The sequence below is a fragment of the Kitasatospora gansuensis genome (genome assembly GCF_014203705.1).
GTDB classification, from domain to species: Bacteria; Actinomycetota; Actinomycetes; order Streptomycetales; family Streptomycetaceae; genus Kitasatospora; species Kitasatospora gansuensis.
Map to the genome: position 1 here is coordinate 3,197,202 of NZ_JACHJR010000001.1, position 26,633 is coordinate 3,223,834.

Here is a 26,633-nt window from a genome sequence, read left to right on the forward strand (position 1 = left end):
ATGCGAGCGGGCAACCGGATAACCCGCTTCACACTCGGCACCCGGATTCGGAAGACAGGGGCTCGGGGAACTGCGACGCCGACCTCGGAAAACGTGATCCGTACGTAAGTGGTCAGGCACTTTCGCATTTTGACCCGCCAGCCACGAACCGTCGCCGTTCCCCGAGCCCCTGACCGTAGATGCTGAGCACCTGCCAAGTGTGTCCGCGATGCGGTTACCTCGCCGAGACGGCACCGGGTGCCACCTATGCTGGTCGCGTCGGACAGCGCGGTCCGCACACACCGCCTTCACCCAGGCGGCGAGAGCCGTTGCCGAACCCCACCACCACAGGGAGCCAGCCGTGACCGCTCCGGTCCCCACTCCGGCGGAGAGCCCCACGCCGATCGCCGACAACGCCGCGCTCCGCGCGGACATCCGCCGTCTCGGCGACCTGCTCGGCGAGACCCTGGTCCGCCAGGAGGGCGCCGAGCTGCTCGGCCTGGTCGAGCAGGTCCGCCTGCTCAGCCGTACCGACGGCGAGGCGACCGCCGAGCTGCTCGCCGGGATCGACCTGGAGACGGCGGCCAAGCTGGTCCGGGCCTTCTCCACCTACTTCCACCTGGCGAACGTCACCGAGCAGGTGCACCGCGGCCGCGAGTTCGCCACCCGCCGGGCCAAGGAGGGCTCGCTGCTGGCGCAGACCGCCGACCAGCTGGCCGACGCCGATCCGAAGCACCTGGCCGACACGCTGGCGCATCTGGCGGTCCGTCCGGTCTTCACCGCGCACCCGACCGAGGCCGCCCGCCGCTCCGTGCTGAACAAGCTGCGCCGGGTCGGCGAGCTGCTGGAGCGGATCCACCGCGAGCACGCCGCCTCGGGTCTCTCCACCACCGACCCGGTCCGGCACAGCTCGGCGAAGCGTCAGGCCGACCGCCGGCTCGCCGAGGTGATCGACCTGCTCTGGCAGACCGACGAGCTGCGGATCGCCCGGCCCGAGCCCACCGACGAGGCCCGGAACGCCGTCTACTACCTGGACGAGCTGTACCGCGAGGCCGTCCCGGAGGTGCTGGAGGAGCTGCACGAGGAGCTGGCCCGGGTCGGGCTGAGCCTGCCCGAGGGCGTCCGCCCGCTGACCTTCGGCACCTGGATCGGCGGCGACCGGGACGGCAACCCGAACGTCACCCCGCAGGTCACCTGGGACGTGCTCAACCTGCAGCACGAGTACGGCATCAAGGACGCCCTGGCCGCGGTCGACGACCTGCGCAACTCGCTCTCCACCTCGGTCCGGCTCGCCGGTGCCTCGGAGGAGCTGCTCGCCTCGCTGGACGCCGACCTCCGGCTGCTGCCCGAGCTGAGCCCCCGGTACAAGCGGATGAACGCCGAGGAGCCGTACCGGCTCAAGGCCACCTGCGTCCGGCTCAAGCTGGAGAACACCCGCGAGCGGCTCGCCGCCGGTACCCCGCACGTGCCGGGCCGGGACTACCTGGGCACCCGCGAGCTGATCGCCGATCTGAAGCTCATTCAGGACTCGCTGCGCGCCCACCGGGGCGAGCTGATCGCCGACGGCCGGCTGGCCCGGGCGATCCGCACCGTGGAGGCGTTCGGCCTCCAGCTCGCCACCATGGACGTCCGCGAGCACGCCGAGGCGCACCACCACGCGCTCGGCCAGCTCTTCGACCGGCTCGGCGAGGAGGCGTGGCGCTACGCCGACATGCCGCGCGAGTACCGGCAGAAGCTGCTCGCCAAGGAGCTCCGCTCGCGCCGCCCGCTGGCCCCGACCCCGGCCCCGCTGGACGCCGCGGGCACCAAGACGCTCGGGGTCTTCAACACCATCCGCGAGGGCTTCGAGCGGTTCGGCGACGAGATCGTCGAGAGCTACATCATCTCGATGTGCCAGGGCGCGGACGACGTCTTCGCGGCCACCGTGCTGGCCCGCGAGGCCGGGCTGATCGACCTGCACGCGGGCATCGCCACCATCGGCATCGTCCCGCTGCTGGAGACCACGGACGAGCTCCAGGAGGCCGACCGGATCCTGGACGAGATGCTCTCCGACCCGTCCTACCGCCTGCTGGTGTCGCTCCGCGGCGACATCCAGGAGGTCATGCTCGGCTACTCGGACTCGTCCAAGTTCGGCGGCATCACCACCTCCCAGTGGGAGATCCACCGGGCCCAGCGCCGGCTGCGCGACGTGGCCCACCGGTACGGCATCCGGCTGCGCCTGTTCCACGGCCGCGGCGGCACCGTCGGCCGCGGCGGCGGCCCCTCGCACGAGGCGATCCTGGCCCAGCCCTGGGGCACCCTGGAGGGCGAGATCAAGGTCACCGAGCAGGGCGAGGTGATCTCGGACAAGTACCTGCTCCCCTCGCTGGCCCGGGAGAACCTGGAGCTGACCCTGTCGGCCACCCTGGCCGCCTCCGCGCTGCACACCGCCCCGCGCCAGGCGCCCGAGGAGCTGGCCCGCTGGGACCAGGTGATGGACCAGGTCTCCGAGGCCGCGCACACCTCCTACCGCGCGCTGGTCGAGCAGGAGGACCTGCCGAAGTACTTCTTCGCGGCCACCCCGGTGGACCAGCTGGCCTCGCTGCACCTGGGCTCCCGCCCGTCCCGCCGCCCGGACTCGGGCGCGGGCCTGGACGGCCTGCGGGCCATCCCGTGGGTGTTCGGCTGGACCCAGTCCCGGCAGATCGTGCCCGGCTGGTACGGCGTCGGCTCCGGTCTGGCGGCGGCCCGGGCGGCCGGTCTGGGTGACGTGCTGGCCGAGATGCACGGCCAGTGGCACTTCTTCCAGAACTTCCTGTCCAACGTCGCGATGACGCTGGCCAAGACCGACCTGCGGATCGCCCGGCACTACGTCGAGCAGCTGGTCCCGGCCGAGCTGCACCACGTCTTCGACCAGATCGTGGCCGAGCACGAGCTGACCCTGAAGGAGGTGCTCCGCCTCACCGGCGAGAGCGAACTCCTGGAGCACAACGAGGTGTTGAAGCAGACCTTCACGGTCCGCGACGCCTACCTCGACCCGATCTCCTACCTCCAGGTCGCCCTGCTCCGCAGCCAGCGCGAGCTGGTCGCCCAGGGCCGCGACGAGGACCCGCTGCGGGCCCGCGCGCTGCTGCTGACCGTCAACGGCATCGCGGCCGGTCTGCGCAACACCGGCTGACCGGGCCGGCCGAACGACGGAGGGGCGGTCCTCGCGGACCGCCCCTCCTCACGTCTGCTGACGCCTGCTCAGTGCACCGTCACCCGGCCGGACTTCCGCCGGCGCAGCCACATCGCCGCCCCGCCCGCGACCACCACCAGGCCGCCGCCCACGGCGTACAGCCCGGACGAGGTGCCCAGCTCACCGGCCACCGGGGCGGGGAACTGCGCGGCCGCCGGCTCCGGCGTCCCGCCCGGCCGCACCGTCGGGTCGGCCGCCTGCGCGGCCGTCACCCCGAGCGCCGAGACCGCGAGCACCAGCGTCGTACCACCCACCACACGCCCGATACGGACGCGCTGTGACCGAATCACGGTCCCTACCCCCACATCCAACCCCTCAACCCTGCGTACCGGGCTGACGCTATCGGATCGGACCGGTCGTTCCCATACGGTTTCAGGAACGATCAAGCAAGCGTTGCACGACCGTTGTGCAAACCCAGCGCGGCGTCTTGACGGACCGTCAGGAGTTGTACGTGCCCTGTGCGCGCTCCAGGCCCTCCGTCAACAGGGCCTCCACCGCGTCGGCCGACCGGTCCACGAACCAGTCCAGTTCCTTGCGCTCAGTGGCGGAGAAGTCCTTGAGCACGAAGTCGGCGACGTCCATCCGGCCGGGCGGCCGGCCGATCCCGCAGCGCAGCCGGTGGTACTCCGGGCCGAGCGACTTGGTGATCGACTTGAGGCCGTTGTGGCCGTTGTCGCCGCCGCCGAGCTTGAGCCGCAGGGTGGCGTAGTCGATGTCCAGCTCGTCGTGGACGGCGACGATCGCCGAGGTGGGCGCCTTGTAGAAGTCGCGCAGCGCGGTGGTCGGGCCGCCGGAGAGGTTCATGAAGGTCATCGGCTTGGCCAGCACGACCCGCTTGCCGCCGATCCGGCCCTCCGCGATCTGCGACCGGCTCTTGTGGGTCTTGAACCTGGCGCCGATCCGCTGGGCCAGCAGGTCGACCACCAAGAAGCCGATGTTGTGCCGGTTCCGGGCGTACTCGTCACCCGGGTTGCCGAGCCCGACGACCAGCCAGGGACCGTCGTAGTCGTTCATGTACCGCTCCTTCTTCGGATACCGCCATCATCCCGGACACACCGCTGCCCCGGTCACTCCGAACGGAGCGACCGGGGCAGCGGTCAGGCAACGGGTGAGGCTCAGGCCTCGGACGCGGCGGCCTCGGCGTCGGCGTCGGCCTGCGAGGCCTGGGCGCCGATGACCTGCAGCACGACGGTGTCGGCCTCGACGGCCAGCTTGGTGCCCTTCGGCAGGGTGATGTCACCGGCGGTGACCGAGGCGCCGGCCTCCAGGCCCTGGATCGAGACGGTGACCGACTCGGGCAGGTGGGTGGCCTCGGCCTCGACCGGGAGGTTGTTCAGGACGTGCTCGAGCAGGTTGCCACCGGCGGCCAGCTCGCCCTCGGTGAGGACCGGGATCTCGACGGTGACGGTCTCGCCGCGCTTCACCAGCAGCAGGTCGACGTGCTCGATGGTGCGCTTGATGGCCTCGCGCTGGACGGCCTTCGGCAGGACGAACTCGTCCTTGCCCTCGATCGGGACGACCAGCAGGGCGTTCGGGGTCTTGAGAGCCATCATCAGGTCGTGGCTCGGCAGGTTCAGGTGAACCGGGGTGTGACCGTGACCGTAGACGACACCGGGGACGAAGCCGGCGCGACGGGCGCGACGGGCGGCACCCTTGCCGAACTCGGTGCGGGACTCGGCGGCAAGGCGGATCTCGGACACGTCTGCTCCTCTGAAGAAAACGGGTGCAGACAAGCGAAAACCGCCGAAGCCACACCCTCAAATACCTGGGGGTTCGCTCGACGGCAGACGACGGCTGAATGTTTCTCAGCAGCGCGTCGATCACGGAGACGGCACCGAATGGGCGCACAGCATCCCTCGCCGAGCAGTCTCACGAGTCTAACCGCCCGCCTCGTCAACACGAAATCGGCCCCGGTGCTCAGCTGAGCACCGGGGCCGATTCAGAGCTGACGCGGGGTCAGTGCACGCCCTCGAAGAGGCTGGTGACCGAGCCGTCCTCGAAGACCTCGCGGATCGCGGCGGCGATCGACGGGGCGATCGAGAGCGTGGTCACCTTGTCCAGCTGGAGCTCCTGCGGGGTCGGCAGGGTGTTCGTGAACACGAACTCGCTGACCCGGGAGTTCTTCAGCCGGTCGGCGGCCGGGCCGGACAGCACACCGTGGGTGGCGGCCACGATGACGTCGGCGGCGCCGTTCTCGAACAGCGCGTCGGCGGCGGCGCAGATGGTGCCGGCCGTGTCGATCATGTCGTCGACCAGGACGCAGACCCGGCCCTTGACGTCACCGACCACCTCGGCGGACAGGATGGTGTTGGCCTGGGTCATGTCCCGGCGCTTGTGGATGATCGCCAGCGGCGCACCGAGGCGGTCCGACCACTGGTCGGCGACCTTCACCCGGCCGGCGTCCGGCGAGACGATGGTCAGCTTCGACCGGTCGACCTTGCCGCCCACGTAGTCCGCCAGCAGCGGCAGCGCGAACAGGTGGTCCACCGGGCCGGAGAAGAAGCCCTGGATCTGCGCGGTGTGCAGGTCCACCGCCATGATCCGGTCGGCGCCGGCGGCGGCCAGCAGGTCGGCCACCAGACGGGCCGAGATGGGCTCGCGACCCAGGTGCTTCTTGTCCTGGCGGGCGTAGCCGTAGAACGGAAGGATCGCCGTGATGCTGCGGGCCGAGGCCCGCTTCAACGCGTCGATCATGATGAGCTGCTCCATGATCCACTGGTTGATCGGAGCCGTGTGGCTCTGCATCACGAAGCAGTCCGCACCACGGGCGGAGTCCAGGAAGCGGACGTAGATCTCACCGTTGGCGAAGTCCAGCGCCTTGGTGGGCACCAGTTCGGTCCCGAGCGCCGCGGCGACTTCGGCCGCCAGCTCGGGGTGGGCACGGCCGGAGAAGAGCTTGAGCTTCTTCTCACCCGACGTCGTGATCCCGCTCACTGCACCGTCTCCTCGTGTTGCTGACGTACATGAACCCGCCGCGCCGCACCCCGGCTCGGCCGGGGTCGGTGGTCAACGGGGGATGGGGAGTACGCCCAGACACGGGCCAGGGAGCCCAGTGGCGCACGTATGTACTCCAGGTTACGCGCTGGGCCGTGAAGCGTCCGCCCCGGGCCCACTCCCCAAGATCCCCACCCGGCCGCTCAGGCCCCGTTCGCCTCCGCCGCCGCACGCGCCGAGTCGGTGCCGGGGCGCTTGCGCTCCACCCAGCCCGGGACGTTGCGCTGCTGGGCCCGGGAGACCCCGAGCGCACCGGCCGGCACGTCGCTGATGATCACCGAACCGGCCGCCGTGTAGGCGCCGTCCCCGACCGTCACCGGTGCGATGAACATGTTGTCCGAACCCGTGCGGCAGTGGGCTCCGATGGTGGTCCGGTGCTTGTTCACGCCGTCGTAGTTGACCGTCACGGAGGCCGCGCCGATGTTGGTGTGGGCCCCGATGGTGGCGTCCCCGATGTACGACAGGTGCGGCACCTTGGCGCCCTCGCCGAGCTCGGAGTTCTTGATCTCCACGTACGTGCCGGCCTTCGCCTTGCGGCCCAGCTTGGCCCCCGGACGCAGGTAGGCGTACGGGCCGACACCGGCCTGCTCGCCGATCTCGGCGCCGATCGCCGTGGTGTTGCTCACAGTGGCGCCCGCGCCGACCAGGGTGTCGGTCAGGGTCGAGTTCGGACCGACCTGGCAGCCCTCGCCCAAGTGGGTGGTGCCGTGCAGCTGGGTGTTGGGCAGCAGCACCGCGTCGGGCTCGTAGGTGACCTGGACGTCGATCCAGGTGGTGGCGGGGTCGACCACGGTGACGCCCTCGCGCATGGCGCGCTCGGTCAGCCGGGAGTTCAGGATCCGGCGGGCCTCGGCCAGCTGGACCCGGTCGTTGATGCCCAGGATGTCCCGGTAGTCGGCGGCCACCACGGCCCCCACCCGGTGGCCCGCCGTCCGGAGGATGCCGAGGGTGTCGGTGAGGTACTCCTCACCCTGCGAGTTGTCGGTGGTGACCTGGGCCAGCGCCTCGGCCAGCAGCTTGGCGTCGAAGGCGAAGACGCCGGAGTTGATCTCGGTGATCGCGCACTGCGCCGCGGTGGCGTCCTTCTCCTCGACGATCGACGCGACCGCGTCCGCGTCGTCCCGCAGGATCCGGCCGTAGCCGGTGGAGTCCGGCACCACGGCGGTCAGCACGGTGACGCCGTTGCCCTGCGCGGCGTGCGCGGCGACCAGCGCGGCCAGCGTGCCGCCGGTCAGCAGCGGGGCGTCGCCGGTGGTGATCACCACGGTGCCGTCCGGCTCCCCACCCTCGGCGGCCAGCGCCGCCAGCGCGGTGCGCACCGCGTGGCCGGTGCCGTTCTGCTCCAGCTGCACGGCCGTCCGCACGCCGGGGTAGTACTCGGCCAGGTGCGCCTGCACCAGCTCGCGCTGGTGGCCGACCACCACCAGCAGCCGATCCGGCGTCAACTCCTGGGCAGCGGACACCGCGTGGCCGACCAGGGTGCGGCCGCAGATCGGGTGCAGCACCTTGGGCAGGCTCTTGGACTTCATCCGAGTCCCGCCGCCGGCGGCGAGCACGATCACGGCAGCAGGGGTGTTGGCACTCACGCGGGAGGCTCCTCGGTTCGGCGCAGGAAGAGGGGGGTGGGGCCCCGAAGGGCGGCACTCCGCACGGCCGCGCTCCCGGGCTGACCCGAGCTTAGAGCCTCCGGCCCGGACAGCAGGCAGCCCCCGGACCGCCACGGCGGTCCGGGGGCTGTCGCGGACGCTCCCGGAGGAGGATTCGAACCCCCATAAGCTGGACCAAAACCAGCTGTCCTGCCCTTAGACGATCCGGGAAGGAGCTGCGTCACGCCGGTCGCCCGGCATGCGGTCCACAGCCTACGGGGTAGCGGCCCGCACATCCACCACCTTCAGGGGCCCCTAGGGGGGTACGACACGTCTTCCCAACCGGGGCGGCAGAACTTACGATGCCGTAAGTTACGGCTACGTAGGTAGCCCCTTCCCTCAAGGACCCCCATGACGATCCAGGCCAGCGAAGCGCCTCCCGAGGCCGATGCCATCGCCGCCACTCAGCTCTCCGCCACCCGAGGTGGCGAGAAGCAGGGACTCGCCGAGCGGATCACGCTCGGCCTCTTCATCGGGGTGCCCTTCCTGGCGCTGCTGGCCGTCGTGCCGGTCGCCTGGGGTTGGGGCCTCGGCTGGACCGACCTGGCGATCGCCACGGTGATGTACTTCGTCGCCTGTCACGGCATCACCGTCGGTTTCCACCGCTACTTCACGCACGGCTCGTTCAAGGCCAAGCGGCCGCTGGTGATCGCGATGGCGATCGCGGGCAGCCTGGCGATCGAGGGCCCGCTGGTGCGCTGGGTGGCCGACCACCGCAAGCACCACCGGTTCAGCGACAAGGAGGGCGACCCGCACTCGCCGTGGCGCTACGGCGAGTCGGTGCCCGCGCTGCTGAAGGGCCTCTGGTGGGCCCACATGGGCTGGCTCTTCGACGAGGAGCAGACCTCGCAGCTCAAGTACGCGCCCGACCTGGTCAAGGACCCGGCCATAAGGACCATCTCCCGGCTGTTCTGGGTCTGGACCCTGGTCTCGATGCTGATCCCGCCGCTGGTCGGCGGTCTGGTCTCGATGTCCTGGCAGGGCGCGCTGACCGCCTTCTTCTGGGGCTCGCTGGTCCGGGTCGCGCTGCTGCACCACGTCACCTGGTCGATCAACTCGATCTGCCACGCGATCGGTTCACGGCCGTTCAAGTCCCGCGACAAGTCCGGCAACGTCTGGTGGCTGGCGGTGCTGTCCTGCGGCGAGTCCTGGCACAACCTGCACCACGCCGACCCCACCTCGGCCCGGCACGGCGTGCTGCGCGGCCAGATCGACTCCTCCGCCCGACTGATCCGCTGGTTCGAACAGGCGGGCTGGGCGAAGGATGTGCGGTGGCCTGACGCGGAGCGGATCGCCGCCCGCCGCACCGCATGACCCGACGCCTGCCGCATGATGTAAGGGTGAACGGGAGCAACGGAGACACCACGGACGGTCGGACCACACGAGCGGAGACCGCCCGTACCCGGTCGGCCGCTCCCGCCCGCACCACCAAGGCCGGCCGGGTCAGGATGACCGGCAAGCAGCGGCGCGAGCAGCTGCTGGACATCGGCCGGACGGTCTTCGCCGAGCGTGGCTACGACGGCACCTCGGTGGAGGAGATCGCCGAACGGGCGGGCGTCTCCAAGCCGGTGGTCTACGAGCACTTCGGGGGCAAGGAGGGGCTGTACGCGGTCGTGGTCGACCGGGAGATGCAGCTCCTCCTCGACATGGTCACCGGCGCGCTCACCGGCGGGCACTCCCGCGAGCTGCTGGAGCAGGCCGCCTTCGCGCTGATGGACTACATCGACACCTCGACCGACGGCTTCAAGATTCTGGTCCGGGACTCGCCGGTGGCCCAGTCCACCGGCAGCTTCGCCTCGCTGATCAGCGACATCGCCGTCCAGGTCGAGGACATCCTCGGCCTGGAGTTCAAGTCCCGCGGCTTCGACGCCCGGCTGGCGCCGATGTACTCGCAGATGCTGGTCGGCATGGTCGCGCTCACCGGCCAGTGGTGGCTGGAGGTCCGCCGGCCCGGCAAGGCCGAGGTGGCCGCCCACCTGGTGAACCTGGCCTGGCACGGCCTGGAGGGCATGGAGCGGCACCCCAAGCTGGTCGGCGACCGACAGCTCTGAGCTGTGCGGACAGCTGTGCCCACGGTGTTCACCGGGGAAGTCTTGACGTCAAGAGGCTTCATATCGACACACCCGTGGCTACACTGATCCACATGGAGGACGAGGTCGACCGGCTGGTCGCTGCATGGCGCCGTGAGCGCCCCGACCTCGACGTGCGACCGCTCGAGGTGCTCAGCCGGGTCAGCCGGCTCGCCCGGCACCTGGACCGCGCCCGCCGCACCGCCTTCGCGGAGCACGGTCTCGAGCCCTGGGAGTTCGACGTGCTCACCGCCCTGCGGCGGGCCGGCTCCCCCTACCAGCTCTCCCCCGGCCAGCTGCTCACCCAGACCCTGGTCACCTCCGGCACCATGACCAACCGGATCGACCGGCTCACCGGCAAGGGCCTGGTCAAGCGGCTGCCCGATCCGGACGACCGGCGCGGGGTGCTGGTGCGGCTGACCGAGGACGGGCGCGACCGCGCCGACGAAGCACTCGCCGGGCTGCTGGCCCACGAGCGGGCCCTGCTCGCCGAACTGACGGGCCACCAGCAGACCGAACTCGCGGGGCTGCTCCGGCAGTTGGTGGCACCTTTCGACAGCGCCGGTTAGCTTTTTGCAGGGCGCTCGGTCTTACGGTCCAGGGGCTCGGGGAACTGCGAGGAGATCTGGCGTGCGGGTCACTGCGAAAGTGCCTGACCACACACGCACGGATCGCCTTTTTCGAGGTCGGCGTCGCAGTTCCCCGAGCCCCTGACCGTAGAGCTGAAGCACCTGCCAAAAGGTCGGCGTCGCCCAGGCGGCGGAGCCGCACATCAGCAGAGCCCCGGGCCCCTGGTGGCTGATGCCCGGAGGGCCTAGAAGCCGTCCGGGTACGGGGCGCTGAGGGCCGGGACGGGTTGGGCTTCGGGGGTGCGGTAGCCGGGGAGGAGTTCGGCGAGGCGGCGGCGGACTTCGGCGTCGGAGTTGCCCGCTGCGGCCTGGTAGAGGCCGGTCAGGCCGCCGGCCAGGTCTTCGGGGCCGGCCGAGGAGTCGGCGACGGTGGCGTAGATCCGGGCGTGGGCGGTGGGGAGGCGTTCCTCGCCCTCGGAGAACAGGGCCTCGTTGAGCTTCTCCCCCGCTCGCAGGCCGGTGTACCGGATCTCCACTTCCTCGGCCTCCAGCTGCACCTGCCGGGCGAAGTTGTGCACCAAGTCGACGATCCGCACCGGCTCCCCCATGTCCAGCACGAACACCTCCCCGCCGTGCGCCATCCGGCCGGCTTCCAGCACCAGGCCGACCGCCTCCTCGATGGTCATGAAGAACCGGGTCACGTCGGGGTGGGTGACCGTCACGGGCCCGCCGCTGCGCAGCTGTTCGGCCAGGACGGACAGCAGCGAGCCGCGCGAGCCCAGCACGTTGCCGAACCGGACCGCCGAGAAGACCCCGGTGCCGAGGTTGCGCGCGTCCCGGGCGTTGGCCTGGACGATCAGCTCGGCCAGCCGCTTGCTGGCGCCGAGCACCGAGGTCGGGTCGGCCGCCTTGTCGGTGGAGATCAGCACGAACCGTTCGACGCCGGTGGCGAGGGCGGCCTCGACCAGGTTGTCGGTGCCCAGCACGTTGGACTTCACGGCCTCGGAGGGGTGCCGCTCCAGCAGCGGGAGGTGCTTGTGGGCGGCGGCGTGGAAGACCACCTCGGGCTTGAGGTCGCGGAAGATCTGCTGGATTCTCGGCCGGTCCCGGATGTCGGCGATCACCAGGGCGTCGTCGGTGAGCAACGCCTCGCCCCAGATGTCCAGTTGGAGCCGGTGCAGGTTGGACTCGTCGTGGTCGAGCATGTACAGCTCGGCCGGGCCGAAGGCGTGCAGCTGGCGGCAGAGTTCGCTGCCGATCGAGCCGCCGGCGCCGGTGACCAGGACCCGGCGGCCCTCGATCACGGCCCGGACGTCCGAGGAGGCCACGTGCACCTCATGCCGGCCGATCAGGCGGTTGACGTCCAGGCTGCGCAGGTCGGAGCCGACCACCTCGCGGCGCAGGGCGGCCAGGAAGGACGGCAGGTAGCGGACCGAGGCGCCGGCCGCCGCGGCGGCGGTGGCCAGTTGGCGGACCCGCTGGTGCGCCAGCCCGGGGATGGCCAGCACCACCACCTGGGCCCGGTGCTCGACGGCGAGTCCGGTCAGCTCGGCGAGCGTGCCGAGCACCGGTGCGCCGCTGACCAGCTGACCGGCCTTCAGCGGGTCGTCGTCCAGCAGTCCGACCGGGAGCAGCCCGAAGTCGGGCGTCCGGTCGAGGTCGCGGACCAGTGCGGTGCCGGCCGAACCGGCTCCGACCACGATCGTGCGCAGACCTGAACCACCCTCCTGGAGCGGGTGGTTGGACGGATTCAGGCGTGCGGCATTGTTGTACGGCGACATGTGTCCTCCGAATTCCCTGACCTGACGATGTCGGTACCTGGGCTTGGGGGGCTGGTCAGCCGGCGCCGGGGCCTGTGGCGACGGTTGGGGTGGTGCGCGGGGTGGGTGGTGCGGCCGGTTCGGAGGGGCTGACGCCCGCCCGTCGGGCCACCGCGACGGCGGCGAGGGTGGAGTGCACCCCCAACTTGCCGAGCACGTTCTGCATATGGGTGCGGACGGTGTGCGGGGAGAGGTAGAGCCGCTCGGCCACAGCCTGCCGGCCGAGCCCGGCGACCATGCAGCGGAGCACCTCCTCCTCCCGGGGGGTGAGGCTCTCCACCAGCCGTTCGCTCTCCGTCCGGTCGCGCCGGGCGGCGGTCAACTCCCGTACCACTCCGGTGAGCAGGGCGGGCGGGAGGTGGGTCTCGTCGCGCAGGACGCCGCGGATCACGGCCATCAGGCGCGGCAGCGAGCTGTCCTTGGCGACCCAGCCGCAGGCACCGGCCTGCAAGGCCCGGACGGCGCGGCGCGGGTCGTCCTCGTGGGCCAGCACCACCGCCCGCAGCTCGGGGTAGCTCCGACAGGCCCTGGCCAGCAGCGGCAGCCCGTCCGCCACCGGCCCGGTCGGCGGCCTGGGTGGGCCGGCCTGCAGCGGTACGGGTGGCCGCCTGGGTGCCGGTGCGCGGCCGAACTGCCCTTCCGGCTCTGCCGGTTGGCGGGGACGGCGGAGGGTGGCGGCGCCGACGGGGCCGAGGTCGGCGTCGATCAGGATCACGTCGAAGGGCCGCCCCTCGGCGGCGGCCCGCTCCAGGGCGCGCTCGGCACCGGCCGGGCTCCCGGCCACACCGACCTCGACGTCCGCCTCGGCGGCCAGGGTGGCCGCCAGCGCCTCGGCAAAGATGCGGTGGTCGTCGACCACCAGGACGCGAACCCGTCCCATCGTCGTTCCCCCCTGCTCAGGTGCCGGCCCCCACCAGCTGCCGGGCCCACTGCGGTGGGCCCGCCCACTTCTGCCCCCCGGTTCCCTGCGGGACTCAGCGTACGGAAGCGGGCAGGGAATCGGTGGGGATTTGGTGAAGTTTCGTCATTCACCCCGCAGTTGCCGGGACACGACACCGCCCCGGGCCGACGCTGGGTCGGACCGGGGCGGGAGAGTGAGCAGCACTCAGGCCAGGCGGCGGGCGCCGGCGGCCGGGGTGGCGGTGAAGGTGCGCGGGTCGGCGTACCCGGCGGCCTTGAAGGCGCCGGTCACGGCCGCCGCGATGCCGTCCAGCCGTTCGGCGTCGACCAGGGCGATCACCGAGCCGCCGAAGCCGCCGCCGGTCATCCGGGCGCCGAGGGCGCCGGCCTCGACCGCCGCCGCGACCGCGAGGTCGGTCTCCGGGCAGGAGACCCCGTAGTCGTCCCGGAGCGAGGCGTGCCCGGCGGTCAGCACCGGGCCGAGCCCGGTCAGATCGGCGGCGTCGAGCAGTGCGATCGCCTGCTCGACCCGGGCGTCCTCGGTCACCACGTGCCGTACCAGCGGCCGGAGTTCGGCGGGCAGCCGGTCCAGGGCGGCGGGCAGGCCCGGCAGGTCGAGGTCGCGCAGCGCGGGCAGCCCGAGCAGGGCGGCGGCCCGCTCGCAGCCGGCCCGCAGGGCGGCGTACGCGCCGTCGGCCAGGTCGTGCTTGACCCGGGTGTCGATCACCAGCAGGCGCAGGCCCCGGCCCGCCAGGTCGAGCGGGACCTGACGCTGCGCCAGATCCCGGGTGTCCAGGAAGAGCGCGCCGCCCTCGGCGCAGCACATCGAGGCCATCTGGTCCATCACGCCGCACGGGACGCCGACGAAGGCGTTCTCGGCCCGCTGCGCGATGAGCGCCAACCCGGCCGCGTCCAGGTCCAGTTCGTACAGGTCGCGGTAGGCAGTGGCGACCACGCACTCCAGCGAGGCGGAGGAGGACAGGCCCGCCCCGGTCGGCACGTCGCTGTCGAACCAGAAGTCCGCGCCACCCACCTGGTGCCCGGCCTCGCGGAGCGCCCAGACCACCGCGGCAGGGTACTTGGCCCAGCCGTCCACGGCGCCGGGGGTCAGCCCGGCGACGTCCAGTTCGGTCACCTTGCCGTCGCCCTGCTCGCTCCACAGCCTCAGCAGGCCGTCGGTGCGCAGCCGGACGGCCGCCCTGGTCGCGTGCGGCAGGGCGATCGGGAGCACGAACCCGTCGTTGTAGTCGGTGTGCTCGCCGATCAGGTTGACTCGGCCGGGCGCCGCCCAGACCCCGGTCGGGGCGGCGCCGTGGACGGACTGGAAATCGGTCATGCGTGCTTCTTCTCCAGGGTGAACTGCCAGGCGTCCTTGACGATCTCGTCCAGGTCGGCACGACGGGGGGTCCAGCCCAGCGCCTGGTGGGCGCGGGCGGCGGAGGCGACCAGGACGGCCGGGTCGCCGGGACGGCGGTCGGCGACCACCACCGGGATCTCCCGGCCGGTCACCCGCTTCACCGACTCGATCACCTCGCGGACCGAGAAGCCGCTGCCGTTGCCGAGGTTGCAGATCAGGTGCTCCCCCGCCTTGGCGGCGTCCAGCGCCAGCAGGTGCGCGTCGGCCAGGTCGGCGACGTGGATGTAGTCGCGGATGCAGGTGCCGTCCGGGGTCGGGTAGTCCTCGCCGTAGACCGCGATGTGCGGGCGGTCGCCCAGGGCGGCCTGGAAGACCAGCGGGATCAGGTGCGACTCGGGGTCGTGGCGCTCACCGAAAGCGACACCAAAAGAGCTGCCGTACGCCCCGGCCACGTTGAAGTAGCGCAGCGAGACCGCGGCCAGGCCGTGCGCGATCGCCTCACTGGTGATCAGGTGGTCGACCGCGAGCTTGGTGGCGCCGTAGGTGTTGGTCGGCGAGGTGCGGGCGGTCTCGGCGATCGGCACCTGCTCCGGCTCGCCGTAGACGGCGGCGGTGGAGGAGAAGACCAGCTTGGCGACGCCGGCCTTGCGCATCGCGCTGATCAGCTCCAGCGAGCCGGCCACGTTGTTGCGCCAGTACTTCTCCGGGTCGGCGACCGACTCGCCGACCTGCGAGCAGGCGGCGAAGTGCAGCACGCCGTCGAAGGAGGAGTCGAGCACCTCGGCCGCGTCCTGGATCCGGCCCCGGACGAACTCGGCCCCGGCCGGCACGCCCTCGCGGAAGCCGGTGGAGAGGTCGTCGAGCACGGTGACCTGGTGGCCCGCCTCCAGCAGGTGTGCGGCGACCACACTGCCGACGTAGCCGGCGCCACCGGTGACCAGGTACTTACTCATGTTGCGACCTCCCGCAGGCGATGCGCTGCCGACTCCGGCGACACATCGTTGATGAATGCGTCCATGCCGGATTCGACGCCGGCCAGGAACTTGAGCTTGCCTACCGTACGACGGATCGTGAACAGCTCCAGATGCAGTGCCGCCTCGGTGCGGTGCCGGGCGGGCGCCTGGTGCCAGGCCGCGATGTACGGGGTCGGCGCACTGCCGTCGAACAATCGGTCGAAGCGGCGCAGCAGTTCGAGGTAGATCCCCGGGAACTCGGCCCGCTCCGGCTCGGTCAGCTCGGTCAGGTCGGCCACCCGGCGGTTCGGGTACAGGTGCACCTCGTACGGCCAGCGGGCGGCGAACGGGACGAACGCCGTCCAGTGCTCGCCCCGGAGCACCACTCGTACGGGATCGGCGAGTTCGGCCGCGAGTACGTCCTCGAAGAGGTTCCGGCCGGTGGCGGCGCGGTGTTCGTCGGCCCGGGCGAGCATCCTGACGGTGCGTGGGGTGACGAACGGGAAGGCGTAGATCTGGCCGTGCGAGTGAGCCAGCGTCACGCCGATCTCGGCGCCCCGGTTCTCGAAGCAGTAGACCTGCTCGACGCCCGGCAGCGCGGAGAGTTCGGCCGTCCTGTCGGTCCAGGCGTCCAGCACCAGGCGGGCCCCGGACTCGCTCAGATCGGCGAACGAGGCGTCGTGGTCGGAGGTGAAGCAGACCACCTCGCAGCGGCCCACCCCGGGCGTCAGCTCGCGCAGCGGCGTGACGTCCGGCAGCACCTCGGCGGCGGCGCCGAGGGCCAGCGAGGGGAACCGGTTCTCGAAGACCGCCACCTCGTAGTCCGGCGCCGGGATCTCGCTCGAGCGGCCGTCCCGGGACGGGCAGAGCGGGCACTCGTCGGCCGGGGGGTGGTAGATCCGGCCCTGCCGGTGCGCGGCCACCGTGACGTGGTCGCCGGTGACCGGGTCGCGGCGGACCTCCGACAGGGCGGTGGTGGCCTCCAACGGACGCAGGTCGGTGTAGGCCCGGTCGGCGGACTCCTCGGTGTCGAAGTAGATGAGCTCGCGGCCGTCCGCGAGCTTGGTCGTGGTCTTCTGCACGGCTCCGCCTTCCGATGTGCGCTCCGCTCATAATCAAACAGAACTGCACATGAGTCAACACATCCGAGCCCCTGGCTGCCGCAGCGTGTGCCTCAGGGGCGGGTGATGCGTTCGAGGAGGCCGGTGCGGACCGCGAGGGCGGTGGCTTCGAGGCGGGTGCGGGCGTTGAGCTTCATCAGGACGCGCTGGACGTGGGTGCGGGCGGTGCTCGGGGCGATGCCCATGCCGGCGGCGATGGCGGTGGTGTCCTGGCCCTCGGTGATCCGGATCAGTACCTGGACCTCCCGCCGGGTCAGTGCCCGGAGCAGCCGTACCGCGTCGTCGTCCGGTTCGGCCACCGGGCGGAGCACCCGCTCGAACGCCCCCTGCAGCACCTCGACCGCGACCGCCGCCTCGCCCGCCCTGACCCGCGCGATCGCCCGCTCGACGACCTCGATCCGCTCGTCGCTGCGTACGTAGCCCGCCGCCCCGGCCGCGAACGCCGCCGCCACCCGGCCCGGCTCGCCGACCGGGCCGAGCACCACCACGGCGATCTCCGGCCGCTCCCGGCGCAGCCGTCTCAGCGGTTCGAAGGCGTCCGGTGCCCCCGGTCCGGCCACTCCCAGCAGGCAGACCTCGGGCCGTCGGCCGGCCACCGACTCGGCCACCGCCCGGGCCGGGGAGCCGATCGCGAGCACCCGGTGCCCACGCAGGGTCAGCGCGGCGGCCAGCGCCTCCGCGAGCAGTCTGTGGTCGTCGACCACCACGAGCCGAACGCCCATGGCGCCCTCCACTCCCCGTCCGGCCGCCCCCCGCACCCCGTCCGTACCCGGCGGGCCGCCGTGACGCACCATCAGAGCGCATTCGGCCCCGGCCCGCCAGAGCGCGCGTGGGCCGGGCCGTGCCCTCGGGAAACACCGAAGGCCCCCGCCGAAGTGGCGGGAGCCTTCTGTGACTGGAGCCCCCATGCGGAATCGAACCGCAGACCTTCTCCTTACCATGGAGACGCTCTACCGACTGAGCTATAGGGGCGAACCGGTCGAACGAGGAAGACATTACACGGTGATCGGCCGGTACGTGAAATCCGCCCCCGGCCGGGCTCCGCTCCCCGTCCGACGACCCGTCAGCCGGGCTCGGGCGCCAGCGCCGCCCGGCGCACGGCGGTCAGGTCGCGCCCCCTGGTCTCGGGCAGCGCCAGCAGGCTGAGCAGCGAGACCAGGCCCACCCCGGCCGTGTACCAGCCGATCGGGACGGGGGTGCCGTACGCGCTGTTCAGCCGGGTGGCGACCAGCGGCGCGGTGGCCCCGCCGACCACCCCGCCGAGGTTGTAGCCGAGCGCCACGCCGGTGTACCGCAGCCGGGTCGGGAACAGCTCGGGCAGGTAGCCGGCGACCGGCCCGAAGTGCAGCCCGAGCACCGCCATCGAGCCGATCAGCGCCACCCCGACCAGCACCGGCCTGGCCGTCTCGAGCAGCGGGAAGAGCAGCAGCGCCCAGCCGACGGCCAGCCCGGTCGTGACGAGCAGGGTCCGCCGCCGGCCCCAGCGGTCGCCCTGCCCCGCGCTGACCCAGACCATGGCCGCCATGACCACCGACCCGGCCAGCAGCAGACCGAGCACCAGCCCGCTGGCCAGGCCCAGTTCACTGGTCGCGTAGGCCAGCGCGTACGTGGTGGTCAGGTAGAACAGGGTGTACCCGACCGTGACCGAGAGGCCGCCGAGCAGCACCGTCCGCCCGTGCTCCCGGAGCAGCTCGACCACCGGCACCCTGGCCCGCTCCGGCTGCTCGCGGAACATCGGCGACTCGGCCACCCGCAGCCGGACGAACAGTCCGAACGCCACCAGCGCGGCCGAGGCCAGAAAGGGCACCCGCCAGCCCCACGCGAGGAACGCCGACCGGCTCAGCCCTTCGGAGAGTGCCAGGAAGACCGCGTTCGCCAGGAAGAAGCCGGCGCACGGCCCGAGCTGGAGGTACCCGCCGTAGCGCCCGCGCCGCCCTGGCGGGGCGTGCTCGGCCAGCAGCAGCGCCGCACCGCCCCACTCCCCGCCCAGGCCGATGCCCTGACAGAACCTCAGGGAGACCAGCAGCACCGGCGCCCAGATCCCCCAGGCCCCGTAGCCCGGCAGCAGCCCGACCAGCGCGGTGGAGCCCCCCATCAGCAGCAACGAGCCGACCAGGGTGGTCTTCCGGCCGAGCCGGTCGCCGTAGTGGCCGAACAGCACCGCCCCGACCGGCCGGGCCAGGAACGCCACCGCGTACACCGAGAAGGCGGCCAGCAGCCCGCCGGCCGCCCCCAGGGCGGGAAAGAACACCTGGCCGAAGACCAGCGCGGCCGCCGTCCCGTAGCTGAAGAAGTCGTAGTACTCGATCGTGGTGCCGACCAGGGCGGCCGTCGCCACCCGGCGGAGCGCCGGAGGGGAGGAAGTCATGACCCCCACCTTGGGGTCGGCCCGACCGGCCGGGACAGCGGTCAGCCGGGTGATCCGGGAGCGCGGGCCCGGGCGCCCGCCGGGGTGGTGCATGTCCCGGTACCTGGCGGTATGGTGTGCGCTCCTGGGCAGGAAAGGACGCGGACATGCAGGAGCTGTTCAGCAATCGAGGTGTCCTCGCGAAAGTCCTCCCCGTGCTCGGCCTGGCACTCGGATTCTTCCTGCTGGACCTGGGGTTGACGCTCCTTCACGAGGGCGGCTCGATCGCCTGGCCGATACCCGGCGCGGTGGTCGCGGCGGGGTCGCTCGGGCTGACGGTACGAAGCTTTCGCTGACCGTAGGCCCGGAGCGCCTGCCGCGAGTTACTCCTGTTCGGCGAGTTCCATCCAGGCGAGCTCGAGCTCCTCCTTGTCCTCGCGGACCTTGCGGAGCTGGCCGTCCAGCTCCGAGATCTTCGCGAAGTCGGCGGCGTGCTCGGCGAGTTGGGCGTGCAGCTTGGCTTCCTGGGCGTCCAGCTTGACGATCTGGCGCTCCAGCTTCTGCATCTCCTTCTTGATCGCCCGGCTGTCCCCGGCGGGCTTGGCGGCCGGGGTGGCGAGGGCCGCCGGGACGGCCTGCTCGGCCATCCGGGCCCGGCGCTCCAGGTACTCGTCGACGCCGTTCGGGAGCATCCGCAGCCGCTTGTCACCGAGCAGCGCGTGCACGGTGTCGGTGGTCCGCTCGATGAAGAACCGGTCGTGGCTGATCACGACCATCGAGCCCGGCCAGCCGTCCAGCAGGTCTTCCAGCTGGTTGAGGGTCTCGATGTCGAGGTCGTTGGTGGGCTCGTCGAGGAAGAGCACGTTGGGCTCGTCCATCAGCAGCCGGAGCAGCTGGAGCCGGCGGCGCTCACCGCCGGAGAGGTCGCCGACCGGGGTCCACTGCTTGTCCTTGCCGAAGCCGAACTGCTCGCAGAGCTGACCGGCACTCATCTCCCGGCCCTTGCCGAGGTCGACCCGGCCGCGGATCTGCTCGACGGCCTGGAGCACCCGGGTGGCCGGGTCCAGCTCGGCGATCTCCTGGGAGAGGTAGGCCAGCTTGACGGTCTTGCCGACCTTGATCACGCCGGACGCGGGCTGCACGTCGCCCTGGGTGGCGTGGGCAGCCTGCATGGCGCGCAGCAGCGAGGTCTTGCCCGCGCCGTTGACGCCGAGCAGGCCGATCCGCTCGCCGGGGCCGAGGTTCCAGGTCAGGTCCTCCAGCAGCAGCTTGGGACCGGCCTTGATGGTGACGTTCTCCAGCTCGAAGACCGTCCGGCCGAGGCGGGCGTTGGCGAACTTCATCAGCTCGCTCTTGTCCCGGGGCTCCGGCACGTCGGCGATCAGGGCGTTGGCGGCCTCGATCCGGTAGCGCGGCTTCGAGGTCCGGGCGGGGGCACCGCGGCGCAGCCAGGCCAGCTCCTTGCGGGCCAGGTTCTGCCGCTTCTGCTCCTCGGTGGCCTCGGCCCGGGTGCGCTCGGCGCGGGCGAAGACGTAGTCGGAGTAGCCGCCCTCGTACTCGCGGACCTCGCCGCGCTGGACGTCCCACATCCGGGTGCAGACCTGGTCCAGGAACCACCGGTCGTGGGTCACGCAGACCAGGCCGGAACGGCGGTTCTGCAGGTGCTTGGCCAGCCAGGCGATGCCCTCGACGTCGAGGTGGTTGGTGGGCTCGTCCAGCACCACCAGGTCGTGCTCGCCCAGCAGCAGCTGGGCCAGCGCGATCCGGCGGCGCTCACCACCGGAGAGCGGGCCGATCACGGTGTCCAGGCCCTCGGCGAAGCCGGGCAGGTCGAGACCGCCGAACAGGCCCTGGATGATGTCGCGGATCCGGGAGTCGCCGAGCCACTCGTGGTCGGCCCGGCCGGCGATGACCTCCTGCCGGATGGTCGCCTTCGGGTCCAGCGAGTCGTGCTGAGTGAGCACCGCCAGCTGCAGGCCGCCGGAGTGGGTGATCCGGCCGCTGTCCGGCTCCTCGAGCTTGGCGAGCATCCGGATCAGCGTGGTCTTGCCGTCGCCGTTGCGCCCGACCACACCGATCCGGTCCCCCTCGCTGACGCCGAGGGTGACCCCGTCGAGCAGGGCCCGGGTTCCGTAGACCTTGCTGACGGACTCGATGGTGGCGAGGTTGACGGCCACTGCAGCTGCGCTCCTGGAACTAGAGGGCCCGGGAGATGTCCCGAGGCCTCCAGAGTAGTGGGGCGCTCAGTAGGCGCTGTCCAGCCGGTCGCGCTGCTCGGCCGACAGCTCCAGGTCGAGGGCGGCCAGGCTCTCGTCCAGCTGGGCCACCGAGGAGGCGCCGACCAGCGGGATCACCGGGATCTCGCCGCCGAGCAGCCAGGCCAGCACCACCTGGTTGTGGGTGGCCCCGGTCTCCGCCGCCACCTCGTCGAGCACGGTCCGGCGGGCCCGGGTGCCCGCGTGGTCGAAGGCCGGGCCGAGCGGCTTGTCCGGGCGGGTGTAGCCGCCGCCGAGCAGCGGCGAGTACGCCACCAGGGTGAGCGCCGGGTCCTCCCGGACATAGCTGAGCAGGTCGCCGTTGACCACGCCCTGGTCGCCGTCGGCGGTGAGCGCGCCCGGCAGGTCGGCCCGGCGGCGGAAGTAGCTGTGGCTGTACTGGAGCACCTCGTACCCCGGCAGCCCAGCCCGCGCGGCCAGGTTGCGCGCCCGCTCGACCCGCCAGGACCAGTGGTTGCTGACGCCCAGCAGGCCAACCGTGCCCTCGTTCACCAGAGCGCCGAAGCCCTCGACGGTCTCGGCCAGCGGCACGGTCGGGTCCTCGACGTGCGCGTACAGCAGGTCCAGCTTCTCCACCCCGAGCCGCTGTCGGCTGCCCTCGGCCTCCGCCCGGATCGCCTGCGCGGACAGGCCCTCGCGGTTCTCCACGTAGCCGGTGCCGGCCGCCTTCGGGCGGGCGCCGAGCTTGGTGGCGATCACCACCTGGTCGGTGATGCCCCGGCTGCGGCGCCAGCGGCCGAGCAGTTCCTCGCTGGCGCCGCCCCGGCTGTCGTCGATCCAGTAGGCGTAGTTGTTGGAGGTGTCGATGAAGGTGCCGCCCGCCTCGACGTAGCGGTCCAGGACCGCGAAGGCGGTCGCCTCGTCGGTGCGCGTGCCGAACAGCATCGCGCCCAGGCTGAGCGCGCTGACCTCGCAGCGGGTCTTCGGGTCGGTGCCGATCGTGCGGTACTGCATGCCAGTCTCCCCGTCTCACGGCCCGTCAACTGCGGGCGCTGATCAGGAGTCTGGATTCTGGAGTGCACTCCAGGTCAACTGGTCTGGACCGCAGCCCCCGGCACCGGGCCGTACGTGACGTGCGCGGCCCGGCAGGTGCCGGAGGCCAGCAGCGCCGCGGCGACCGCCTCGGCGGTGACCGCGTCCGCCACCAGGAACGCCGTGGTCGGGCCCGAGCCCGAGACCAGCGCGGCCAGCGCACCCGCCTCGGTACCGGCCCGCAGGGTGTCGGCCAGCGAGGGGCGGAGCGAGACGGCGGCGGCCTGCAGGTCGTTGGTCAGCGCCTTGGCCAGCATGACCGGGTCACCGGCGGCCAGCGCGTCCAGCAGCGCCGGGTCGGCGTCCGGGGTGGCCACCTCGGCCTCGGTGCAGCCCGTACCGGCCTCGATCCGCAGGCGGTCGCACTCGCGGAACACGGCCGGGGTGGAGAGCCCGCCGTCGGCCACCGCGAAGACCCAGTGGAACGTCCCGGTGACCGGCAGCGGCGCCAGGATCTCGCCCCGGCCGCGGCCCAGCGCGACCCCGCCGAGCAGCGCGAACGGCACGTCCGAGCCCAGCTCGGCAGCCAACACGTTCAGCACCCCGGCCGGGGTGTCCAGGCCCCACAGCGCGTCGCAGGCGACCAGTGCGGCCGCCCCGTCGGCGCTGCCGCCCGCCATGCCGCCCGCGACCGGGATGGCCTTGTCGATGTGCAGCGCGACGTTCGGCTCGATGCCGTGATGGGCGGCCAGCAGCCGGGCCGCGCGGGCGGCCAGGTTGCTGTCGTCCAGCGGGACCGCGGCGGCGTCGGGTCCGGTGCAGGTCAGCGTGACGCCCTCGCCGTGACGGGCCGTCACCTCGTCGCCGAGGGCGACCGCGAAGAACACGTTGGCCAGGTCGTGGAAGCCGTCGGCCCGCAGGCCGCCGACGCCCAGCTGCACGTTGACCTTGGCGGGCACCCGTACCTTGATCACTGCTCGCCCTTCGGCTTGTGCTCGGCGATCGCGGCGAACTGCTCCACCGTCAGCATCTCGCCGCGCAGCTTGTGGTCGATCCCGGCGGCGGCGAGCGCCTGCTCGGCCCCGGCCGGGGAGCCCGCCCAGCCGGCCAGCGCGGCCCGCAGGGTCTTGCGGCGCTGCGCGAAGGCGGCGTCCACCACGGCGAACACCTCCTTGCGGGTGGCGGTGGTCTGCGGCGGCTGACGGCGGATCAGCGAGACCAGCCCGGAGTCGACGTTCGGCGCGGGCCAGAAGACGTTCCGGCCGATCGCCCCGGCCCGCTTCACCTCGGCGTACCAGTTGGCCTTGACCGAGGGCACCCCGTACACCTTGTTGCCCGGCTTGGCGGCCAGCCGGTCGGCGACCTCGCTCTGCACCATCACCAGCGTGCGTTCGATGGTCGGGAAGGTGGCCAGCATGTGCAGCAGCACCGGCACGGCGACGTTGTACGGCAGGTTGGCGACCAGCGCGGTGGGCGGCGGGCCCGGCAGCTCGGTGACCTCCATCGCGTCGCTGAGCACCAGGTCGAAGTCCTTGACCCGCTCCGGCAGCCGGGCCGCCACCGTGGTCGGCAGGTGCTTCGCCAGCAGCGGGTCGATCTCCACCGCCGTGACGTGCTTCGCCACCTCCAGCAGCGCCAGCGTCAGCGACCCGAGCCCGGGCCCGACCTCGACCACCACGTCCTCGGCCGTCACCCCGCCCGCCCGGACGATCCGGCGCACGGTGTTGCCGTCGATGACGAAGTTCTGCCCGCGCTGCTTGGTGGGCTTCACCCCGAGCGTGGCGGCCAGCTCACGGATGTCGGAGGCGCCGAGCAGGAAGCTGTCGGCCGTGGGGGTGGGGTCGCTGTTCACCCTGCAAGGATACGAGCCGATCAGTACCCGAAGGCGCGGGCCGTGTTGGCGGCGATCGCGGTGGCGAGGCCGTCGTCGGAGAGGCCGAGGGTGGCCGCCATCGAGCGCAGGGTCACCGGGATCAGGTACGGGGCGTTGGGGCGGCCGCGGTACGGGTGCGGGGTGAGGAACGGGGCGTCGGTCTCGATCAGCACCCGGTCGAGGGGGGTGGCCAGCAGGGCGTCCCGGAGGGGCTGGTTGGCCTTGAAGGTGACCGGGCCCGCGAAGGAGAGGTACCAGCCGTGCTCGGCGCAGACCTTTGCCATCTCGGCGTCGCCGGAGTAGCAGTGGAAGACGGTGCGCTCGGGGGCGCCCTCGGTCAGCAGCACGTCGATGACGTCGTCGTGCGCCTCCCGGTCGTGGATCACCAGGGCCTTGCCGTGCCGCTTGGCGATCTCGATGTGCCGGCGGAACGACTCCTTCTGGATGTCGACGCCCTCGGGCCCGGTCCGGAAGTAGTCCAGGCCGGTCTCGCCGACCGCGAGCACCTGCGGGAGGGCGGCGAGCCGGTCTATCTCGGCGAGCGCCGCCTCCAGCGCGGGCGAGCCACCGGGCTCCCGGCGCTGCCCGGACCACCCGTCCGGGTCGCCGAGCACCAGCCGGGGCGCCTCGTTGGGGTGCAGCGCCACGGCGGCGTGGACCTGCTCGAACTCCGCCGCCAGCTCGGCCGCCCAGCGGGAGCCGGCCACGTCGCAGCCGACCTGGACCACGGTGGTCACCCCCACCGAGGCGGCCTTGGCCAGGCTCTCGGCGGGGGTGCCGGACTGCATGTCCAGGTGGGTGTGCGAGTCGGCGACCGGCACCCCGAGGGGGACGGGCAGCGGCGGCGGGGTCGAGCGGTCGTCGGCCATCAGGCGGCGGGCTTCTCTTCCAGGCGGGGGAACAGGATCTCGCCCTTGGTCACCGTGGCGCCCACCGGCAGGCGGCCCCAGTCGGCGACGGTGGCGATGGTCTGCGCGGCCAGCGGGCCGAGCTCCGGCTCCGCGCCGAGCGACTCCCAGAGCTTCTCGGCGGTGGCCGGCATCAGCGGGTTGAGCAGCACGGCGGTCGCCCGCAGCGCCTCGGCGGCGGTGTACAGGATGGTCGCGAGACGGGCCTGACCCTCCTCCGAGGTGTCCTTGGCGACCTTCCACGGCTCCTGCTCGGTGAGGTAGCCGTTGACCTGCTTGATGAACTCGAAGACGGCCGCGATGCCGCCCGCGAAGTCCAGCTCCTCGCCGATCTTGCGGTCCGCGACCTGAGTGGCCGTCACCAGCCCGTCCGCGACCGCCTGCTCGGCGGCACCGGCCGCGGTGGCGGCGGGCAGCGAGCCCTCGTAGTACTTGCCGACCATGGCCGCCACCCGGGAGGCCAGGTTGCCGAAGTCGTTGGCCAGCTCGGAGGTGTACCGGGCGGAGAAGTCCTCCCAGGAGAACGAGCCGTCGGTGCCGAACGGGATCGCCCGCAGGAAGTAGTAGCGGTACGCGTCCACCCCGAAGTGCGAGGTGAGCTGCTGCGGGGAGATGCCGGTCAGGTTCGACTTGGACATCTTCTCGCCGCCGACCATCAGCCAGCCGTTGGCGACCACCCGCTTCGGCAGCGGCAGCCCCGCGGCCATCAGCATGGCCGGCCAGATCACCGCGTGGAACCGCAGGATGTCCTTGCCCACCAGGTGCACCGAGGCCGGCCACAGCTCGGCGAACCGCTCCGGGTCGGCGCCGTACCCGGCGGCGGTGATGTAGTTCTGCAGCGCGTCCACCCAGACGTACAGGACGTGCTTCTCGTCCCAGGGCAGCGGGACGCCCCAGTTGAAGGTGGAGCGGGAGATCGACAGGTCCTTGAGGTCCTGCTCGACGAACCGCAGCACCTCGTTGCGGGCCGAGGCCGGGGCGATGAAGTCGGGGTTCTGGGCGTAGAACTCCAGCAGCTTCGGGCCGTACGCGGAGAGGCGGAAGAAGTAGTTCTCCTCCTCCAGCCACTCGACCGGCTTCTTGTGCACCGGGCAGAGCTTCTCGTCCTCGGTGGCGCCCGGCAGCAGCTCGCCGGGGATCTTGTACTCCTCGCAGCCGACGCAGTACGGGCCCTCGTAGCCGCCCTTGTAGATCTCGCCCTTGTCGAACAGGTCCTGGACGAACTCCTGGACCCGGTCGGTGTGCCGCTGCTGGGTGGTGCGGATGAAGTCGTCGTTGGCGATGTTCAGGTGCTGCCAGAGCGGCTTCCACTCCTGCTCGACCAGCCGGTCGCACCACTCCTGCGGAGTGACGTTGTTGGCGTCCGCCGTGCGCATGATCTTCTGGCCGTGCTCGTCGGTACCGGTCAGGTACCACACCTTCTCCCCGCGCTGGCGGTGCCAGCGCGTGAGGACGTCCCCGGCGACGGTGGTGTACGCGTGGCCCAGGTGCGGGCGATCGTTCACGTAGTAGATCGGGGTGGTGACGTAGTAGGCCGAGTTCGATGCCTCGGTGGTGCTGTGGTCTGCAGTGGCCGCCATGGTCGGAAATCTTAGCGGCGCGAAGGAACCACCCTCGACTCGATTAGCTCGG

23 protein-coding genes and 2 tRNA genes are annotated in these 26,633 nt (G+C 71.8%); 5 read left to right on the plus strand and 20 right to left on the minus strand.

Annotation, left to right across the window (positions count from 1 at the left end):
• The first annotated feature begins 340 nt into the window (after positions 1 to 340).
• Positions 341 to 3,136, plus strand: coding sequence for a phosphoenolpyruvate carboxylase (ppc, locus tag F4556_RS14005; RefSeq protein ID WP_184915001.1), 2,796 nt, complete (start codon positions 341 to 343; stop codon positions 3,134 to 3,136).
• Between the two features lie 68 nt (positions 3,137 to 3,204).
• On the opposite strand, the gene F4556_RS14010 is transcribed toward ppc, so the two are convergent.
• The 6 genes from F4556_RS14010 to F4556_RS14035 all read right to left on the minus strand — a co-directional run bounded on the left by F4556_RS14010 (position 3,205) and on the right by F4556_RS14035 (position 8,007).
• Positions 3,205 to 3,450, minus strand: coding sequence for a hypothetical protein (locus F4556_RS14010; RefSeq protein WP_184915004.1), 246 nt, complete (start codon positions 3,448 to 3,450; stop codon positions 3,205 to 3,207).
• A 184-nt stretch (positions 3,451 to 3,634) separates the two neighbouring features.
• Positions 3,635 to 4,210, minus strand: a complete 576-nt coding sequence (pth, locus tag F4556_RS14015; protein ID WP_184915007.1) for an aminoacyl-tRNA hydrolase — start codon at positions 4,208 to 4,210, stop codon at positions 3,635 to 3,637.
• Positions 4,211 to 4,311: 101 nt separating this feature from the next.
• Positions 4,312 to 4,896, minus strand: a complete 585-nt coding sequence (locus F4556_RS14020) for a 50S ribosomal protein L25/general stress protein Ctc (protein ID WP_184915010.1) — start codon at positions 4,894 to 4,896, stop codon at positions 4,312 to 4,314.
• A gap of 256 nt (positions 4,897 to 5,152) precedes the next feature.
• Positions 5,153 to 6,130, minus strand: coding sequence for a ribose-phosphate diphosphokinase (locus tag F4556_RS14025; protein ID WP_184915013.1), 978 nt, complete (start codon positions 6,128 to 6,130; stop codon positions 5,153 to 5,155).
• Between the two features lie 203 nt (positions 6,131 to 6,333).
• Complete coding sequence (glmU, locus tag F4556_RS14030) at positions 6,334 to 7,776, minus strand: bifunctional UDP-N-acetylglucosamine diphosphorylase/glucosamine-1-phosphate N-acetyltransferase GlmU (protein ID WP_184915016.1); 1,443 nt, start codon at positions 7,774 to 7,776, stop codon at positions 6,334 to 6,336.
• Positions 7,777 to 7,936: 160 nt separating this feature from the next.
• Positions 7,937 to 8,007, minus strand: a tRNA-Gln gene (locus tag F4556_RS14035).
• A 180-nt stretch (positions 8,008 to 8,187) separates the two neighbouring features.
• Between F4556_RS14035 and F4556_RS14040 the strand changes: the two genes are divergently transcribed.
• The 3 genes from F4556_RS14040 to F4556_RS14050 all read left to right on the plus strand — a co-directional run bounded on the left by F4556_RS14040 (position 8,188) and on the right by F4556_RS14050 (position 10,474).
• Positions 8,188 to 9,150, plus strand: coding sequence for an acyl-CoA desaturase (locus F4556_RS14040; RefSeq protein WP_184915019.1), 963 nt, complete (start codon positions 8,188 to 8,190; stop codon positions 9,148 to 9,150).
• Positions 9,151 to 9,176: 26 nt separating this feature from the next.
• Positions 9,177 to 9,887 (plus strand): TetR family transcriptional regulator, encoded by a 711-nt coding sequence (locus F4556_RS14045; protein WP_313068298.1) that lies wholly within the window; start codon positions 9,177 to 9,179, stop codon positions 9,885 to 9,887.
• 92 nt (positions 9,888 to 9,979) lie between these two features.
• The gene (locus tag F4556_RS14050; RefSeq protein WP_184924595.1) at positions 9,980 to 10,474 is read left to right on the plus strand and encodes a MarR family winged helix-turn-helix transcriptional regulator; all 495 of its coding nucleotides are present in this window, start codon (positions 9,980 to 9,982) and stop codon (positions 10,472 to 10,474) included.
• Between the two features lie 245 nt (positions 10,475 to 10,719).
• Here F4556_RS14050 and F4556_RS14055 read toward each other — a convergent pair whose 3' ends face one another.
• The 8 genes from F4556_RS14055 to F4556_RS14090 all read right to left on the minus strand — a co-directional run bounded on the left by F4556_RS14055 (position 10,720) and on the right by F4556_RS14090 (position 18,993).
• Positions 10,720 to 12,255, minus strand: a complete 1,536-nt coding sequence (locus F4556_RS14055; RefSeq protein ID WP_184915024.1) for a polysaccharide biosynthesis protein — start codon at positions 12,253 to 12,255, stop codon at positions 10,720 to 10,722.
• Between the two features lie 55 nt (positions 12,256 to 12,310).
• Positions 12,311 to 13,174, minus strand: a complete 864-nt coding sequence (locus F4556_RS14060) for a LuxR C-terminal-related transcriptional regulator (protein WP_184915027.1) — start codon at positions 13,172 to 13,174, stop codon at positions 12,311 to 12,313.
• A gap of 225 nt (positions 13,175 to 13,399) precedes the next feature.
• Positions 13,400 to 14,530, minus strand: a complete 1,131-nt coding sequence (gene galK, locus F4556_RS14065; RefSeq protein ID WP_184915031.1) for a galactokinase — start codon at positions 14,528 to 14,530, stop codon at positions 13,400 to 13,402.
• Positions 14,527 to 15,504: a UDP-glucose 4-epimerase GalE gene (gene galE / locus F4556_RS14070; RefSeq protein WP_184915034.1), complete on the minus strand. Its 978-nt coding sequence runs from the start codon at positions 15,502 to 15,504 to the stop codon at positions 14,527 to 14,529. The genes galK and galE overlap by 4 nt, the downstream gene beginning before the upstream one ends.
• Positions 15,501 to 16,586, minus strand: coding sequence for a galactose-1-phosphate uridylyltransferase (gene galT / locus F4556_RS14075; RefSeq protein ID WP_184915037.1), 1,086 nt, complete (start codon positions 16,584 to 16,586; stop codon positions 15,501 to 15,503). The genes galE and galT overlap by 4 nt, the downstream gene beginning before the upstream one ends.
• Before the next feature lie 92 nt (positions 16,587 to 16,678).
• On the minus strand, positions 16,679 to 17,347 hold the full coding sequence (locus tag F4556_RS14080) for a response regulator transcription factor (protein WP_184915039.1): 669 nt from the start codon (positions 17,345 to 17,347) through the stop codon (positions 16,679 to 16,681).
• Between the two features lie 174 nt (positions 17,348 to 17,521).
• Positions 17,522 to 17,597 (minus strand) — tRNA-Thr (locus F4556_RS14085).
• A gap of 91 nt (positions 17,598 to 17,688) precedes the next feature.
• Complete coding sequence (locus F4556_RS14090; RefSeq protein WP_184915042.1) at positions 17,689 to 18,993, minus strand: MFS transporter; 1,305 nt, start codon at positions 18,991 to 18,993, stop codon at positions 17,689 to 17,691.
• A 146-nt stretch (positions 18,994 to 19,139) separates the two neighbouring features.
• Between F4556_RS14090 and F4556_RS14095 the strand changes: the two genes are divergently transcribed.
• Positions 19,140 to 19,328: a hypothetical protein gene (locus F4556_RS14095; RefSeq protein ID WP_184915045.1), complete on the plus strand. Its 189-nt coding sequence runs from the start codon at positions 19,140 to 19,142 to the stop codon at positions 19,326 to 19,328.
• 27 nt (positions 19,329 to 19,355) lie between these two features.
• Here F4556_RS14095 and F4556_RS14100 read toward each other — a convergent pair whose 3' ends face one another.
• The 6 genes from F4556_RS14100 to metG all read right to left on the minus strand — a co-directional run bounded on the left by F4556_RS14100 (position 19,356) and on the right by metG (position 26,581).
• Positions 19,356 to 21,149, minus strand: coding sequence for an ABC-F family ATP-binding cassette domain-containing protein (locus F4556_RS14100; RefSeq protein WP_184915048.1), 1,794 nt, complete (start codon positions 21,147 to 21,149; stop codon positions 19,356 to 19,358).
• 66 nt (positions 21,150 to 21,215) lie between these two features.
• Entirely contained in the window at positions 21,216 to 22,202 is a 987-nt protein-coding gene (locus tag F4556_RS14105) for an aldo/keto reductase (protein ID WP_184915051.1), read from the minus strand.
• A 74-nt stretch (positions 22,203 to 22,276) separates the two neighbouring features.
• Positions 22,277 to 23,194, minus strand: a complete 918-nt coding sequence (locus F4556_RS14110; RefSeq protein WP_184915053.1) for a 4-(cytidine 5'-diphospho)-2-C-methyl-D-erythritol kinase — start codon at positions 23,192 to 23,194, stop codon at positions 22,277 to 22,279.
• Positions 23,191 to 24,072: a 16S rRNA (adenine(1518)-N(6)/adenine(1519)-N(6))-dimethyltransferase RsmA gene (rsmA, locus tag F4556_RS14115; RefSeq protein WP_184915056.1), complete on the minus strand. Its 882-nt coding sequence runs from the start codon at positions 24,070 to 24,072 to the stop codon at positions 23,191 to 23,193. The genes F4556_RS14110 and rsmA overlap by 4 nt, the downstream gene beginning before the upstream one ends.
• Before the next feature lie 20 nt (positions 24,073 to 24,092).
• Complete coding sequence (locus tag F4556_RS14120; RefSeq protein WP_184915059.1) at positions 24,093 to 24,962, minus strand: TatD family hydrolase; 870 nt, start codon at positions 24,960 to 24,962, stop codon at positions 24,093 to 24,095.
• A complete protein-coding gene (gene metG, locus F4556_RS14125; RefSeq protein ID WP_184915062.1) occupies positions 24,962 to 26,581 on the minus strand; it encodes a methionine--tRNA ligase in 1,620 nt (539 codons plus the stop codon). Before metG ends, F4556_RS14120 begins: the two co-directional genes overlap by 1 nt.
• Positions 26,582 to 26,633: the final 52 nt, after the last annotated feature.

Excerpts from the sequence above, each read along its gene's own strand:
- pth (WP_184915007.1), bottom strand. The coding sequence starts at position 4,210 with ATGAACGACTACGACGGTCCCTGGCTGGTCGTCGGGCTCGGCAACCCG.
- F4556_RS14040 (WP_184915019.1), top strand. The coding sequence starts at position 8,188 with ATGACGATCCAGGCCAGCGAAGCGCCTCCCGAGGCCGATGCCATCGCC.
- F4556_RS14050 (WP_184924595.1), top strand. The coding sequence starts at position 9,980 with ATGGAGGACGAGGTCGACCGGCTGGTCGCTGCATGGCGCCGTGAGCGC.
- F4556_RS14055 (WP_184915024.1), bottom strand. The coding sequence starts at position 12,255 with ATGTCGCCGTACAACAATGCCGCACGCCTGAATCCGTCCAACCACCCG.
- F4556_RS14060 (WP_184915027.1), bottom strand. The coding sequence starts at position 13,174 with ATGGGACGGGTTCGCGTCCTGGTGGTCGACGACCACCGCATCTTTGCC.
- galK (WP_184915031.1), bottom strand. The coding sequence starts at position 14,530 with ATGACCGATTTCCAGTCCGTCCACGGCGCCGCCCCGACCGGGGTCTGG.
- galE (WP_184915034.1), bottom strand. The coding sequence starts at position 15,504 with ATGAGTAAGTACCTGGTCACCGGTGGCGCCGGCTACGTCGGCAGTGTG.
- F4556_RS14080 (WP_184915039.1), bottom strand. The coding sequence starts at position 17,347 with ATGGGCGTTCGGCTCGTGGTGGTCGACGACCACAGACTGCTCGCGGAG.
- F4556_RS14090 (WP_184915042.1), bottom strand. The coding sequence starts at position 18,993 with ATGACTTCCTCCCCTCCGGCGCTCCGCCGGGTGGCGACGGCCGCCCTG.
- F4556_RS14095 (WP_184915045.1), top strand. The coding sequence starts at position 19,140 with ATGCAGGAGCTGTTCAGCAATCGAGGTGTCCTCGCGAAAGTCCTCCCC.
- F4556_RS14105 (WP_184915051.1), bottom strand. The coding sequence starts at position 22,202 with ATGCAGTACCGCACGATCGGCACCGACCCGAAGACCCGCTGCGAGGTC.
- F4556_RS14120 (WP_184915059.1), bottom strand. The coding sequence starts at position 24,962 with ATGGCCGACGACCGCTCGACCCCGCCGCCGCTGCCCGTCCCCCTCGGG.
- metG (WP_184915062.1), bottom strand. The coding sequence starts at position 26,581 with ATGGCGGCCACTGCAGACCACAGCACCACCGAGGCATCGAACTCGGCC.